At 70.1% G+C, this 14544-nt stretch carries 14 protein-coding genes; 3 read left to right on the plus strand and 11 right to left on the minus strand.

Annotated elements, in window-relative coordinates:
* Positions 1-72: 72 nt before the first annotated feature.
* Positions 73-1518 (plus strand): FAD-dependent oxidoreductase, encoded by a 1446-nt coding sequence (locus H7I87_RS12800; protein ID WP_033726851.1) that lies wholly within the window; start codon positions 73-75, stop codon positions 1516-1518.
* On the opposite strand, the gene H7I87_RS12805 is transcribed toward H7I87_RS12800, so the two are convergent.
* The 3 genes from H7I87_RS12805 to H7I87_RS12815 all read right to left on the minus strand — a co-directional run bounded on the left by H7I87_RS12805 (position 1515) and on the right by H7I87_RS12815 (position 4427).
* Positions 1515-2903, minus strand: a complete 1389-nt coding sequence (locus H7I87_RS12805) for a class II 3-deoxy-7-phosphoheptulonate synthase (protein WP_003872245.1) — start codon at positions 2901-2903, stop codon at positions 1515-1517. The two genes, H7I87_RS12800 and H7I87_RS12805, sit on opposite strands and share 4 nt — an antisense overlap.
* 90 nt (positions 2904-2993) lie before the next feature.
* Positions 2994-3482 carry a polyadenylate-specific 3'-exoribonuclease AS gene (locus tag H7I87_RS12810; RefSeq protein WP_009976539.1) on the minus strand — a complete coding sequence of 163 codons (489 nt, stop codon included), beginning with the start codon at positions 3480-3482 and terminating at the stop codon, positions 2994-2996.
* 75 nt (positions 3483-3557) lie between these two features.
* Positions 3558-4427, minus strand: a complete 870-nt coding sequence (locus H7I87_RS12815) for a hypothetical protein (protein ID WP_011724720.1) — start codon at positions 4425-4427, stop codon at positions 3558-3560.
* Between the two features lie 106 nt (positions 4428-4533).
* Here H7I87_RS12815 and H7I87_RS12820 point away from each other — a divergent pair, with 106 nt between their 5' ends.
* Entirely contained in the window at positions 4534-5823 is a 1290-nt protein-coding gene (locus H7I87_RS12820) for a glycosyltransferase 87 family protein (RefSeq protein WP_033719746.1), read from the plus strand.
* Here H7I87_RS12820 and H7I87_RS12825 read toward each other — a convergent pair.
* The 5 genes from H7I87_RS12825 to H7I87_RS12845 all read right to left on the minus strand — a co-directional run bounded on the left by H7I87_RS12825 (position 5820) and on the right by H7I87_RS12845 (position 9243).
* A complete protein-coding gene (locus tag H7I87_RS12825) occupies positions 5820-6545 on the minus strand; it encodes a lysophospholipid acyltransferase family protein (RefSeq protein WP_003878132.1) in 726 nt (241 codons plus the stop codon). The genes H7I87_RS12820 and H7I87_RS12825 overlap by 4 nt on opposite strands.
* A gap of 87 nt (positions 6546-6632) precedes the next feature.
* Positions 6633-7022, minus strand: coding sequence for a hypothetical protein (locus H7I87_RS12830; RefSeq protein ID WP_033719745.1), 390 nt, complete (start codon positions 7020-7022; stop codon positions 6633-6635).
* Positions 7019-8299: an ArsA family ATPase gene (locus tag H7I87_RS12835; RefSeq protein WP_085978848.1), complete on the minus strand. Its 1281-nt coding sequence runs from the start codon at positions 8297-8299 to the stop codon at positions 7019-7021. The genes H7I87_RS12830 and H7I87_RS12835 overlap by 4 nt, the downstream gene beginning before the upstream one ends.
* Positions 8292-8729 (minus strand): SRPBCC family protein, encoded by a 438-nt coding sequence (locus tag H7I87_RS12840; RefSeq protein WP_003878134.1) that lies wholly within the window; start codon positions 8727-8729, stop codon positions 8292-8294. The genes H7I87_RS12835 and H7I87_RS12840 overlap by 8 nt, the downstream gene beginning before the upstream one ends.
* A 115-nt stretch (positions 8730-8844) precedes the next feature.
* Entirely contained in the window at positions 8845-9243 is a 399-nt protein-coding gene (locus tag H7I87_RS12845) for a hypothetical protein (protein ID WP_033719805.1), read from the minus strand.
* Positions 9244-9409: 166 nt separating this feature from the next.
* On the opposite strand from H7I87_RS12845, the gene H7I87_RS12850 reads away from it, so the two are divergent.
* Positions 9410-11212 carry an AMP-dependent synthetase/ligase gene (locus H7I87_RS12850; RefSeq protein WP_023869045.1) on the plus strand — a complete coding sequence of 601 codons (1803 nt, stop codon included), beginning with the start codon at positions 9410-9412 and terminating at the stop codon, positions 11210-11212.
* 140 nt (positions 11213-11352) lie between these two features.
* Here the strand turns inward: H7I87_RS12850 and pimB are convergent, their stop codons facing one another.
* The 3 genes from pimB to ripC are packed head-to-tail and all read right to left on the minus strand — an operon-like array spanning position 11353 to position 14543.
* On the minus strand, positions 11353-12486 hold the full coding sequence (pimB, locus tag H7I87_RS12855) for a GDP-mannose-dependent alpha-(1-6)-phosphatidylinositol monomannoside mannosyltransferase (RefSeq protein ID WP_033726849.1): 1134 nt from the start codon (positions 12484-12486) through the stop codon (positions 11353-11355).
* A 37-nt stretch (positions 12487-12523) separates the two neighbouring features.
* Complete coding sequence (locus H7I87_RS12860) at positions 12524-13354, minus strand: hypothetical protein (RefSeq protein WP_003878136.1); 831 nt, start codon at positions 13352-13354, stop codon at positions 12524-12526.
* 31 nt (positions 13355-13385) lie between these two features.
* Positions 13386-14543 carry a peptidoglycan hydrolase RipC gene (ripC, locus tag H7I87_RS12865; RefSeq protein WP_063967026.1) on the minus strand — a complete coding sequence of 386 codons (1158 nt, stop codon included), beginning with the start codon at positions 14541-14543 and terminating at the stop codon, positions 13386-13388.
* Position 14544 lies beyond the last annotated feature (1 nt).

The raw sequence follows: 14544 nt of genomic DNA on the forward strand, positions 1-14544 counted from the left end.
CCGGGCGACACGATCTTAAAGTAATCACAAAGTTCTCTTATTTTTCTTAATTTTGGTGTACCGTGCTTTCGTATGGGTTCGACAACGCAGGGCGTCGACTCGCCGAACCGGCTCGGTGAGCACGCGGTGGTACTGGGTGCCGGGATCGCGGGTTTGCTTGCCGCGCGCGTACTTTCGGAGTTCTACGATTCGGTCAGCGTGGTCGAGCGGGACAAATTGCCCGACTATCCGTGCCACCGCAGGGGCATCCCCCAGGGCCGTCACGTGCACAACTTCTACAGCCGCGGCCTACAAGTCCTGGAGGAATTGTTTCCCGGTCTGCTCGATGACCTGGCCCGGGCGGGGGCGGTCGTCGTCGACGACGGTGACCTGTCGCGGTTCTACGTGCGCTTCGGGCGCTACGAAATGAAGAACTCGGGCGCGTTCGCCGATCCGGACGCATTGACGCTGCACATGACGACCCGGCCGTTCATGGAGTTTCACCTGCGCCGCCGCGTCAAGGCCCTGCCGAACGTGACGTTCCTCGACGGACACGACGTGTGCGACCTCCTCAACACCGCGGACATCGTCAACGGCGTGCGAATCACCCGGCGCTACAACGGTTTTCTCATGGCGTTGGATGCCGATTTGGTCGTCGACGCCATGGGGCGCTCGGCCCGCACGCCGGCATTTCTGGAGAGCCTGGGCTACCAACGGCCGACTGAGGAGCGGGCGGTGGCCCGATACGGCTACGCGAGCCAACAGTTGAGCATGCCCGAGGGGTCGATCGCCCAGCGGCTGGTCATGTTCAACCCGGGGGGCGGCAGGCCGGGGGGCTTGCTGCTCGCCAACGAACACGACACGTTCATCCTGGCGATCGGCGTGCCGGCCGACACCGGCGAGCCACCAACCGATTTCGCCGCGATGCTCGCGATGGCCGAGCCGTCGCTGCCCCCGGCCATCGTCGAGGGCCTGCGCCGCGCCTACCCCATCGGGGAAGCCGTGACATACCACCACACCGCCGCGTTCTGGCGGCGCTACGACCAGCTGGCCGATTTCCCGTCGGGTCTGCTGGTGATGGGCGACGCACTGTGCAGTCTCGACCCGACCTACGGCCAAGGCATGACGATCGCCGCGCTGGAAGCGCTGACCCTGCGCGAGTGCCTGCGCGCGGGAGATGCCCTGCTGGCGCAACGCTTTTTCCGGGCGACGGCCCAGTACATCGGCGCGACGTGGGCCGTCAATCAGGCCAGAGACCGGACCACGTCCGGCGTCTACCACGGGATGCGGCAGCGGCTGCAAGGCTGGATATCCAGGGCGACGTTGAATGCGTCAACCCAGGATGTCGTGCTGACCGAACGCTGCTTTCGCGTCTTCAACTTCATCGACCCGCCGTCGCGGCTGCGGGATCCCGCTCTGTTACCGCGCATCGTGTGGGGCAACCTACGGGCCCGGTTCGCCGCAAAGCGACACCGCTCCGAGACGGCTCCGGTCGGGCCGGCGAACCCGCCGGGGAACAGGATTGCGGTACGGTCCTAGTCGCGCAGCATCTCGGCGACCAGGAAGGCCAACTCCAGCGACTGCTGGGTGTTCAGCCTTGGGTCGCAAGCGGTTTCGTAGCGGCCGACCAGATCCATGTCCGAGATGTCCTGCGCCCCACCGAGACACTCGGTGACGTTGTCGCCGGTGATCTCCACGTGGATGCCGCCCGGATGGGTGCCCAGCGCGCGGTGCACCTCGAAGAAGCCCTGCACCTCGTCGACGATGCGGTCGAAGTGCCGGGTCTTGTAGCCGTTGGACGACTCGTGGGTGTTGCCGTGCATCGGGTCGCACTGCCAGATCACCTGGTGGCCGGTGGCCTGCACCTTTTCCACGATCGGCGGCAGCAGATCGCGCACCTTGCTGTTGCCCATCCTGCTCACCAAGGTCAGCCGGCCGGGCTTGTTGTGCGGGTCGAGCCGCTCGACGTACTCGACGGCCAGCTCCGGGGTGATCGTCGGGCCGATCTTGACGCCGATCGGATTGGCGATCACCTCGGCGAACGCGATGTGCGCGCCGTCGAGCTGGCGGGTGCGCTCGCCGATCCACACGGTGTGCGCCGACAGGTCGTAGAGCTGCGGCTCGCCGGCATCGCTGTCCGACAGCCGCAGCATGGCGCGCTCGTAGTCGAGCACCAGGGCCTCATGGCTGGCGTAGATCTCGGCGGTCTGCAGGTTGCGGTCGGCCACCCCGCAGGCGCTCATGAAGCGCAGCCCGCGATCGATCTCCGTGGCCAGCGCCTCGTACCGGGCGCCGGCCGGCGAAGTCCGGACGAATTCGCGGTTCCAGTCGTGCACCAGGTGCAGCGAAGCCAGTCCCGAGGACGTCAGCGCCCGAACCAGATTCATCGCCGCGCTGGCGTTGGCGTAGGCGCGCACCAGTCGCGACGGATCATGTTCGCGCACAGCGGCATTCGGCGCGAAGCCGTTGATCATGTCGCCGCGGTAGGACTTCAGCCCCAGCGCGTCGATGTCGGCCGACCGCGGCTTGGCGTACTGCCCCGCGATGCGGGCCACCTTGACCACCGGCATGCTGGCGCCGTAGGTGAGCACGACGGCCATCTGCAACAGGGTGCGGATGTTGCCGCGGATGTGCGGTTCGGTGTTCTCGGTGAACGTCTCCGCGCAGTCCCCACCCTGCAGCAGGAACGCCTCACCCCTGGCCACCTGGGCCAGCTGCTCCTGCAGCCGGACGATCTCCGAGGGCACCGTCACCGGCGGCACGCTCTCCAGCACCGTGCGCATCGCGGTGGCCTGGTCGGTGGGCCAGCTGGGCTGCTGGGCGGCCGGTTTGGCCAGCGCGGCGTCCAACCGCGCCCGCAGATCGCCCGGCAGCGGCGGCAGCGGCGGCAGCTGGTCGATCGGGATGTCGACGGTCCAGTTCATCGGTCTATGGTAACCGGGTCGCGAAGTCCCCTGGTCAGGGTTGAGCTGCGGGAACGCGCGGGCGCCTCAGCCGGGCACCCAGTCGGCGTCTCAGCCGGCCCCGGTGATGATCCGGAACCGGCGCAGCTGATCGCGGGCGTCGACCAGCGCGTCGTGGGCATCCGGTGAGCGCGGCGGCATCCGCGGGCAGCCCCGGTCCTCCCACAGCTGGCGCAGTTCCCGGGTGAACCGCGGGATGGCGCGCGGCAAATCCGGCATCGGGCCCCACAGCTGACACAGGGCCACGTGGTCGTAGGCCGCCACCCAGGCCCACAGTTCGATCGGCTCGCTCTGCGCGGCGCGGACCCCGAAGAACTCCTCCAGGTCGTCGCGGATCTGCCTGCGGGAGCGCCACAATTGCGACGCCGGGGGCGGCAGCTTGGGCAGCACGTTGGCGCGCACCCAGGGCCCGGCGCGCTCGGGATCGAATTCGGTGGACACCGCGTAGTACTCGCGGCCGTCCTCGGCGACCACCCCGATCGAGATCAGCTCGATGGTGCGGCCGTCCTCGATGAATTCGGTGTCGTAGAAATACCGCACCCGGGAAGCCTAGACCGGCGACGACGAGTGCCGGCACGGCACGAAGGCGGAGGGGGTCCATCGGCGCAGACCGGCTTACCTGCCGATCAGGATGGGACCGGTGGGCGCCGGTGCCGGATGGACCTCGTGGTCGAGCGTGGCATCGACAGTGCGCTCGTCGGGAAATCGGGGCGTGCCGGCGATGGCGCACTGCAGATACAGCTTGGCCCGCACCACCGGGCGGCGCAGCGTCCTTTCCCGCTGCAGCGCGCGGCGCATCTTCTCCGGCTGGGTGGAATACCGCCAGCGGGCCCACGGCGCGTGCGGGCGCGACAGCCGGACCGCTCCGATGACCAGCAGCACGACGAGGAACATGCCGAGCAGGCCGGTCCACACCTTGCCCTTGAGCACCACCACCACGGCCAGCGGCAACGTCAACACCATGGCGCCGCCCACCAGCGCGCGCAGCATCATCGAGTCGGCGCCGTGCCACATCGGCAGGAAGAACATCAGCGGGTGCAGGCCCATGATCAACAGTCCGCCCACCGCCACCGCGGCGAACACCGCGTCCACCGAGGTGCGGCCGTCCTCCGACCAGTAGACGTCGGACAGGTGCAGGATCAACGCGTACTCGTCGAGCACCAGGGCGGCACCGATCCCGAAAAACGTTGCGGCAACGGTGAATTCGGGCTCATGCCCGTTGATGGACAGCGTCACCAGCGTCAGGCCGGACAGCAGCGTCAGGACCACCCCGAACGTCACGTGGTGGATGTGCACCCCCCCGACGTGGACGTTGCGCGGGTGCCACCACCGGGCCGGCCGGCCGGTCTCGGCGCGGTGCCGGATGAACCGCACGAACGAGCGGGTGACGAAGAACGTCAGGATGAAGGCGACCAGGCAGCACAGCAGGGGCAGGTGTCCCCGGTCGTAGACGTCATGTGCGAACCACCGGGTGACCTCGGACACGAACGAGTGGAGCACCCTTGAAACGTACGCCAGTGCGGGTCCGGGGCGTGGGAGCCGCGCTGCAGCAGGGGTGGCGGCCTGCGCACCCATTACGCTGTTGTGCGACATGAGTACGCGGCAAGCGCCCGGGGCCGGCTTCCCAGGCAAACGACCGGGGTGGGCGCTGTGGTGGGGGTTGGCGTGGCTGACGGCCGCCGCCGCCCTCGGGTACGCGGCGTGGCAGTTGTTCGGGCACACCCCCTATCGCATCGACATCGACGTGTATCAGATGGGCGCCCGGGCCTGGATGGACGGCCGCCCGCTGTACCGCGGAGACGTGCTGTTCCACACACCGATCGTGGATCTGCCGTTCACCTATCCGCCGCTGGCCGCCATCGTGTTCTGCCCGTTCGCCTGGATGCACATGCCGACGGCCAGTGTGGCGATCACCGCCCTGACGTTGGTGTTGCTGGTCGTCTCGACCGTGATCGTGCTGGCCCGCCTCGACGTGTGGAGCACCTCGGCGCTGCTGCCCGGCCCGGCCTGGCTGCGCCGGTGGTGGCTGGCCGTGGTGGTCGCGGCGGCCGCGACGATCTGGCTGGAGCCGATCAGTTCGAACTTCGCCTTCGGCCAGATCAACGTGGTACTGATGACGCTGGTGATCGCCGACTGCCTGCCGCGGCGCACGCCGTGGCCGCGCGGCCTGCTGCTGGGGCTGGGCATGGCGCTGAAACTGACGCCCGCGGTGTTTCTGCTCTATTTCCTGCTGCGCCGCGACCACCGCGCGGTGCTCACCGCGCTGGCCTCGTTCGCGGGGGCGACGCTGCTCGGTTTCGTCCTGGCCTACACCGACTCGTGGGAGTACTGGACGCACACCGTGCACCACACCGACCGGATCGGTTCCGCGTCGCTGAACACCGACCAGAACATCGCCGGCGCGCTGGCCCGCCTGGGGCTGGCGCAGCAGCCGCGGTCGCTGCTGTGGGTGGCGGCGTCGCTGCTGGTGCTGGCGGTGACGGTGTGGGCGATGCGGCGGGTGCTGCGCGCCGACGAGCCGACGCTGGCGCTGGTGTGCGTCGCGCTGTTCGGGTTGGTGGTCTCGCCGGTGTCGTGGTCGCACCACTGGGTGTGGGTGTTGCCGACGGTGCTGGTCACCGGCGTCCTGGGCTGGCGGCGGCGCAACGCGGCGCTGCTGGTGCTGAGCGTCGTCGGGGCGGCCCTGATGAGGTGGACGCCCATCGACCTGCTGCCCAAGCATCACGAGGCCAGCGCGGTGTGGTGGCGCCAGCTCGCCGGGATGTCCTACGTGTGGTGGGCGCTGGCGGTCATCGTCGCGGCGGGCGTCACGGTCACGGCCCGCGCCGCCTCGCGGGACGCGGCGCCGCGGCAGCTGACGCCGGTCACCGCGGCCGGCTAACCCGCGGCCGTCTCGGGAATCCGCGCGGCCTCGCCGCCGGGTGCCTCGGCGCCGCCCTTTTTGAGGCTGGCCGCGTAGATGTCGACGTATTCCTGCCCCGAGAGCCCCATCAGCTCGTAGATCACCTCGTCGGTGACGGCCCGCTCGATGAAGCGGTTGCCGGCCAGCCCCTCGAACCGGGAGAAGTCCATCGGCTTGCCGAACCGGACGGTGACGCGGCCGAACCGCAACATGTTGGAGCCGGGCGGGTTGACGACGTTGGTGCCGATCATCGCGACCGGAATCACCGGAACCCCGGTCTGCAGGGCCAGCCGGGCCAGCCCGGTCTTGCCCTTGTACAGCCGGCCGTCGGGTGACCGGGTGCCCTCGGGGTACATGCCCAGCAGCTTGCCCTGGGCCAGCACCTGCTGCGCGGTGGTCAGCGCGGCCTGGGCGCTGTCGGCGTCGGTGCGGTCGATCGGCACCTGGCCGACGGCGGTGAAGAACCACCGCTGAAACCAGCCCTTGAGGCCGGTGCCGGTGAAATATTCCGACTTCGCCAGGAAGGTGATCCGCCGTCGCACCACCAGCGGAAGGTAGAAGCTGTCCATCACCGCCAGGTGATTACTGGCCAGTATCGCCGGCCCGGAGCTCGGAACATGTTCCAGGCCTTCGACTTTCGGCCGTCCCAGCAAAGACAGCAGCGGGCCGAGGAGCACGTACTTGAATAGCCAGTACCACATGGCCCCTCCCTCTCGGCTGCACCCGCTGATGTTCTGCGCCAACTGTACCCATCCGGATAAGAAGGGACCACCTGCGGCGCGGCCGGCTCACTCCTCGAAGGTCACCGGGATGGGCTGATACCGGGTCCCCGCGGCCTGCCCGGTGTCGGGGGTGTCGGGGGCGCCACCGGGCGGGCCGTCGGGTGGGGGTTCGGGTGTCGGGCCAGACGCCCGGTCGATGTCGGCGACGATGTCGCGAATCACCTCCAGCAACGCGATGCTGTGATCGGCGATCGCGGTGAGCAACGGGTGCTGGTCGCCGGTCGCCAGCGCGGCCAGCGCACACACCGGGCACCAGACCTGCTGGCACTTACCGGTTCCCGGGCCGGCGCCGGCCGTCAGCGCGGCCGCCGCCCGCACGGCGGGGTCGATGCCGTCCAGGATCGACTGGGCGAGCCTGCGCAGCTCCGGACCGATATCGGGATGAGCCCCACTCACTTAGGCCACACCTCCGGATCTGGTCGAAAACGCACCGTCAGCTCGCTGCCCCGCAGATGCGCATCCAGCACCGTGCACCGCCGCAGCACGGACGCCAACCTCACCCTGCGCCGCAACCCGCCGGCGCTGATGATCAGGTCATCATCGACCCGGCCCAACGTCAGCGCCGACGGGTCGAGTTGCGGCAACGCTAGCCGCATCCGGTAGATCGACCCAAGTCCCGTCCCGGATTCCAGGTCCACGGTGGGCCGCAGCGGGCCGGGCGGCGCGGCCCCGCCCCGGCGCCGGGCGGCGTCGAGCAGCGCCCCCAGCGCCTTGGGCCCGATCGGCTCGCCGGACAGGTGCGGGGTCAGCACCAGCGCCACCTCGCCGATGGCGGCGTCGAGCTCCTCGAGCACGCTTTGCTGCTCGGCGATGCGTTCGGTGTACCAGTAGAAGGCCGGATGCTCGGGCAGGTTGCGGTACTCGTACGAGTCATCTTGCAGCAGAACCTGATTCACGATCAGCTCCTCGACCCGCACCCCCATCAGGGCCAGCGACCCCAGGGTGCGGGCCGCCTCGGCGGCCACCACCCGCTCGGGAGTCAGCACCAGGTGCGCACCGACCAGGTCGCCGTCGGTGAGCAAGGCGCTGAGCGCCTCCACGCTGGCGCTGACGCGCTCGAGCAGCTCCACCACCGCGGCCGAGCGGGCGTCCTCGGCGGTCAGCGACAGCCGGCGGTGCCGCGGCCACGCCCGCTCCACGTAGAGGCCGAAGGTGGCGGGCAGCGTCAACATGCGCAGCGCGTCCGCGGTGGAGGCGCAATCGACCACCACCCGGTCCCATCGCCCGGAGCGGGCCAACTCGCCGACGGCGTGCAGACCGAGCACCTCCTGCACACCCGGCAGCGCCGAAAGCTCTTCGGGCGCAATGGTGCTCAGCTCGGAGTCGGGAAATCTCCGGTCCAGAGTGGCGACCACGTCACGCCATCGGGCCTCGAGCAGGGCCAGGGTGTCCAGCGCCAGCGCGTCGAGGAACCCGCCGCCGGCCTCGGCCCGTCCGGTCTCCAGGTCGGCGAGCACCCGGACCAGCTCGGCCTGACTCGGCGGGACGGGGACGCCCAGCACATCGCCCAACGAATGCGCCTGGTCGGTGGAGACCACCAGCACCCGCTGCCCCGCGCCGGCGGCGGCCACCGCGGTGGCGCAGGCCAGCGTGGACTTGCCTACCCCGCCTTTGCCAACGAAGAGACTGATCCGGGCCGGGGTGGGCGCCGACGATGCACCGGACTCACTCAGCCTCGACTCGTTTCTTGAGATCCTTCAACGCGGTGTCGGTCAGCCGCCGCTCGGCCTTGCGCTTGAGCAGGCCGATCATCGGCATGGCCAGGTCGACCGAGAGTTCGTAGGTGACTTCGGTACCGGATCCCTTGGGCGCCAACCGGTATGAGCCCTCCAGGGCCCGCAGCAGCGAGCTCGACACCAGCGTCCAGCTGACCGACCGCCGATCCTTGGGCCACTGGTAGGACATCACCATGGTGTCCTTGAGGACGGTGGCGTCCATGACGATGCGCGCGACCTTGGGGTAGCCGTCGGCGTCCTTTTCGACGACTTCGGCTTCCTTGTATTCCGAGATCCATTGCGGGTAGGAATCGATGTCGGCGATCACCTTCATCACGGTGTCCGGGTCGGCTTCGATGTAGATGGTTTGGGTCGTCTTCTCCGCCACCTGGTTGTTGCCCTCTCTCCCGCGCCCGGATCGCCCCCGGCCTCTTGGGACCTGCCGTGCGGGAACCCCGCGGGTCTCGGTCCGACACGGTACTCTCCGCGCGGACCTGACCCGGCTAAACTACCGGAGAAACTCCGACCGGTCGCGACCGTTCCAGTGTCGTCTTGACCTCGAAGGCCATTTTCTTGCCCGCCACCCGGCGTCGGTGCGTCATTTTCGCCAGGTTCAGCTTGGCCAGCTGCCAGGCGGCCACCCCGGTCGGCTCGGCGTGCAGGAAGTAGTGCAGCACGACGCCGTCCAGCCCTTCCTTCAGCGGCTCCAGCCAGACCTCCATGGTGCCGGTGAGCGCGCCGGTGACCGACCACCGGATGCCCTTGTCGCCGCGGTCCTCGACGACCTGCAGGCTCAGGTCCGGCCACCAGCGCCGCCAGCTCGCCCGGTCGGCGACCGCGGCGCCCACCCGGGCGCCGTCGGCCGCGACGAACGTCTCGTCCGCGATCTGGATGCTGTGCATGACCACAGCTTCACACACCGCCCGGCGGCGCCGGGCCCAGGGCAGGCAGGGGCAATCGGGTCCCGCCCTCACCCACCGTCGCCGTGCTGGGTGGATGCGCGGATTAGGCTGGTCGGCAGCAACCCGGCTCCCGGGAAACGTCACGAGGTCGATTGAGGTCATCAGAGTGCGTGAGTACAGCGTCCCCGCCCGCTTCTCCGTCGGCGAAAACGAGAACATCGCGACGATGGTCTTCGAGCACGAGCGCGACGATCCGAACTTCGTCATCTACCAACGCCAAGTCGACGGGGAGTGGACCGACGTCACCTGCGCCGAGGCGGCGGCTCAGATCCGTTCGGCCGCATTGGGTTTGATTTCACTGGGGGTACAGGCCGGCGACCGGGTGTCGATCTTCTCGGCCACCCGCTACGAATGGGCGATCCTCGACCTGGCGATCTTGGCGGTGGGCGCGGTCACCGTGCCGATCTACGAGACGTCCTCGGCCGAGCAGGTGCGCTGGGTGCTGCAGGACTCCGAGGCGGTGCTGGCGTTCGCCGAGACCGACGAGCACGCGGCGATGGTCACCGAGCTGACCGCCGAGCTGCCCGCCCTGCGCCGGGTGCTGCACATCGACGGCTCCGGCCCCAAGGCCCTCGACCAGCTGGCCGAGGCGGCCGCAGGGGTGGAACCGGCCGAGCTGACCGCGCGTCTGGACGGGCTGCGCGCCCAGGATCCGGCCACCCTGATCTACACCTCGGGCACCACCGGGCGGCCCAAGGGCTGCCAGCTGACCCATTCCAACCTGCTCTACGAGACCCGCGGCGCCAAGGAGAGCCTGCCGACGCTGCTCGACGAGGGGCAGCGGCTGCTGATCTTTTTGCCGCTGGCCCACGTGCTGGCCCGCTCGCTGACCCTGTCCGCGTTCGCCAACAAGGTGACCGTGGGATTCACCAGCGACATCAAGAACCTGCTGCCGATGTTCGCCGTGTTCAAGCCGACCGTGGTGGTGTCGGTGCCGCGGGTGTTCGAGAAGGTTTACAACACCGCCGAGCAAAACGCCGCCAACGACGGCAAGGGCCGCATCTTCGCGATGGCCGTGCAGACCGCCGTCGACTGGAGCGAGGCGGCCGACCGCGGCCGGCGGGGTCCGCTGCTGCGGGCCAAGCACGCGTTGTTCGACCGGCTGGTGTACCACAAGCTGCGGGCGGCGCTGGGCGGCGACTGCCACGCGTCGGTGTCGGGGGGCGCACCGCTGGGCTCGCGGCTCGGGCACTTCTTCCGCGGCGTGGGCCTGACCATCCACGAGGGCTACGGCCTGACCGAGACCAGCTCGGCGATCACCGTCAACCAGGTCGGCAACGTCAAGATCGGCACTGTGGGAACGTTGTTGCCGGGCAACAGCATGCGCATCGCCGAGGACGGCGAGCTGTTGGTGCGCGGCGGCGTGGTGTTCAGCGGTTACTGGCGCAACGAGCAGGCCACCGCCGACGCCTTCACCGACGGCTGGTTCAAGACCGGCGACCTGGGTGTGCTCGACGACGACGGGTTCTTGAAGATCGTCGGGCGCAAGAAGGAGCTCATCGTCACCGCGGGCGGCAAGAACGTCGCCCCCGCCGTGCTCGAGGACCGGCTGCGGGCGCACCCGCTGATCAGTCAGGCGATGGTGGTCGGCGACAACAAGCCGTTCATCGGCGCGTTGATCACCATCGACCCCGAGGCGTTCGGCGGCTGGAAGCAGCGCAACCACAAGGGCGCCGGGGCGTCGGTGGCCGATCTGACCACCGACCCCGATCTGGTCGCCGAGGTGGACGCCGCCATCAAGGACGCCAATCAGGCTGTGTCGCATGCCGAATCGATCCGCAAGTTCCGCATCCTGCCGGTCGATTTCACCGAGGACACGGGCGAGCTGACCCCGACGATGAAGGTCAAGCGCAACGTGGTGGCCGAGAAGTTCGCCTCCGACATCGAGGCCATCTACGCCAAGGACTGACGGCCCTGACGGCTCTCCGCCGCCGAGCGTCACGCTGGCGTGGCGCCGGCGCGCGAGCGTCACGCTGGCGTGACGCTGGCGCGCCGCGTGACGCTCGAGGCCCCGCGTGACGGCCGCGGCGCCCGGCCCGCTGGCCGCCGCTAGTCGCCCAGCAGCCCGGCCAGCCGGGCGGCCAGGGTGTCCCAGCGCCACTTGCTGGTCACCCACTGGCGGCCGGCCGCGCCCATCGCGGCGGCCCGGTCCGGGTCGCTGAGCAATTCGGTGACGGCGTCGGCGATCTCGGTCACCGAGCGGCCGTCCACCACCAGCCCGGTCTTGTTGTGCTGCACCGTTTCCGGTGCTCCCCCGGACCTGCCGGCGATCACCGGGACACCGCTGGCCGAGGCCTCCAGGTAGACGATGCCCAGCCCCTCGACGTCCAGGCCGGCGCCGCGGGTGCGGCACGGCATGGCGAACACGTCGGCCAGCGCGTGATGGGTGGGCAGCTCGGCGGCCGGTATCCCCCCGGTGAAGGTCACCTGCGCGGCCACCCCGCAGTCGCGGGCCAGGGCGCGCAGCGATTGCAGGTGGGGGCCGCCCCCGACGATGACCAGCGCGGCGCCGTCGACCCGTTGCACGATCGAGGGCATCGCCCGGATGAGCATGTCCTGGCCCTTGCGCGGCACCAGCCGGGACACGCACACCACGGTGGGCCGCTCGCCCAACCCGTAGCGCTCCCGCAGCCGCGCGCGGCCGGCCGGATCGGGCCGGAACCGGTCGGTGTCCACGCCGGACGGCAGGTATTCCAGCCGCGCCCTGGGCCCGAACGCCGGCGCGAACCGGGACCGGGTGTAGCGGCTGACGAAGGTGACGACGTCGGTCTGTTCGCCGATGCGGCGCAGCACCGAGCGCGCCACCGGAAGCATCGACCACCCCACTTCGTGGCCGTGCGTGCTGGCCAGCACCCGGCGGGCCCCGGCGGCGCGGGCGCGTTGGGCCAGCAGCGCCAGCGGGGCGGCGGCGCCGAACCACACGGTGTCGATGCCGTGCTCGGCGATCAGCCGCCGCATCCGGGCGTCGACCGCGGGCCCGGGCAGCATCAGTGTGCCCGGGTGGCGCACCACCCGGTAGCCGACGGCCTCGTCGTGAGCCTGCGCGCCCTTCCAGTGCGGTGCATACACCGTCAGCTCATGCGAGCCGGCGGCGGCCAGCCGCCCGACGAATTCGCCGAGGTAGGACTGGATGCCGCCCGGGCGGGGCGGAAAGTCGTTGGTTACCAGCAGGACCCGACTCACTGGGTCAGGCTAGCCTGGCGGCCCCGCGGGCCGGCCCCTAGTGGGTAAGCCACTGATGCCAGCGGGTGAGCAGGCCGGCCGGGCTGGTCCCCAGCACCTCTTGGGCCGCGGTGGCCAGATCGGCGCGCCGCAGGCCGCAGGTGGCCAGGTACAGCTCGCGCAGTTTCGGCGGTCCGTAGCTGTCGGCCACGAACCGGGCGAACCACCAGGCGCGGTCGTAGGCCGACGAACGCTGCGGCCCCGGCACGTCCAGGTCGGTGTCCGACGGCAGCGTCAGCGGCAGCAACGCATCGGCGGGCACCGGCGCCGGCGGCCGACCGACGAAGTCGGCGACCCCTTCGGTGAGCCAGCGGGGCGCGTCGGCAACCGTGTCCGCGCGCGACGCGTAGTGAAAAAGCTCGTGCGCCAACACGATTCGCAACGACGCCGGGCTCATGTTGGCGGCACCCGGGGCGAACACGATGCGCTGGCCGGACGCGATCCGGCGCACCGGATCGACCCGGTCGGAGACGGTGACGGCCGCGATGTCGGCCCACTGCGTCGCCGGGCCCCCGCCGGCGGCGGCGCGGAATTCCTCGTCGGTGCCGGCGGCCACCACCGAGATCTCCCGGCTCCAGTCGGCGCCCCAGAACGCCTCCACGGCGGTGATCGCCGCGCCCATGCCCGCGGCCACCCGGGCCAGCAACCGGTCACTGGCCGGGCCGCCCAGACCCAGCAGCCGGACGGTGCGATCGCCGACGACCAGCGACCTGCTCGACGCGCTGAATTGGCTGCGCACGGGGCTGACCAGCTGGGCGGGACGGGTCCGGCCGTCACGTTCGGCGTCGAACGGCACCGCCGCGGCCACCACGAGTTCGACGACGAACACCCAGGCCAGCAGGGCCGCGAGCCGCGGGCGTCTAGTAACGGCGGGCGTCGTAGATCGGGCCGGAGGAGTTCATCGGCACCACCCGCACCGGCACACCGTAGGTGGAGGAATGGATCATCATGCCGTCGCCGATGTAGATGCCGGCGTGTGAGGCGTCGGAGTAGAAGGTCAGCACGTCGCCGGGTTGCAGGTCCGACAGCGAAACCGGTTGTCCGCCATGGGCCAACGCCTGGCTGGAGTGCGGCAACGAGATGCCGGCCTGCTGGAACGCCCACATCACCAGGCCCGAGCAGTCGAACCCACCGGGTGCGGCACCACCCCAGACATAGGGTGAACCGACCTGGGTCAGCGCGGCCTGCACGACGGTGGCGCGGTCGCCGCCGCCGACTCCCCCGCCGCCGGGAGCCATGCCCGGTGCGCCGCCGGGAGGCGGAGCCTCACCCGGCCCCGGCCCGCCCGGGGGCGTGCCGGGCGGCGCCGCTTCGGGCGCCGGCGCACCGGGTGCCGTCGCGGCGGCCGGGACGGCCGGTCCGGGGTTGGCCAGCGCGGTGCGCTGGTCGGCCGTCAACGACATGTACTGCGACTTGACCACCGCGATCTGCACCTGCAGCTGACTTTGCTTGGACTGCAAGCTCGCTCGCACCGCGGCGGCCTGCTCGGCGGCGCTCTTGGCGTCGGCGGCCGACTTCGCCGACTCGCGCTCGGCCTTGGCGGCCTGCTCGCCGGCGATCCGGTAGCTCTTCATCTGGCTGGCCATCTGCGTGGACATCAGCCGCTGCACGGCCAGCTTGTCGATCAGCCCCTGCGGCGACCCGGCGGTCAGGATGGCTTCCATGCCGTCGACGCGACCGCCCATGTAGGTCGCGGCGGCCAGGTTGTTGACCGCGTTCTGGTAGGACGCCAGGTGCGCCTTCGCCGCGTCCACCGCGGCCTGGTCGTCGTCGTGCTTCTTCTCCGCGGCGCGCTGGGCGGCCAGCTTCTCGTTCAGGTCGAGCTGGGCGCTGTGCATGGCCTCGGTGGTCTGCTCGGCCTGACGGGACAGCTCGTTGAGTTTCGCCATGGCGTCTTCGGCCGGGTCGGCACACGCGGGCGCGGTGACGATACCGAACAGGATCGCGAAGCCAGCTAGCGTCCCCAGGGCCGAACGTGTCAGGGCACGCGCAACCGGGTACCTAGAGTCAAGCCTCAAG

Origin of the sequence: Mycobacterium timonense, assembly GCF_025821985.1 — a bacterium.
Classification (GTDB): domain Bacteria; phylum Actinomycetota; class Actinomycetes; order Mycobacteriales; family Mycobacteriaceae; genus Mycobacterium; species Mycobacterium avium.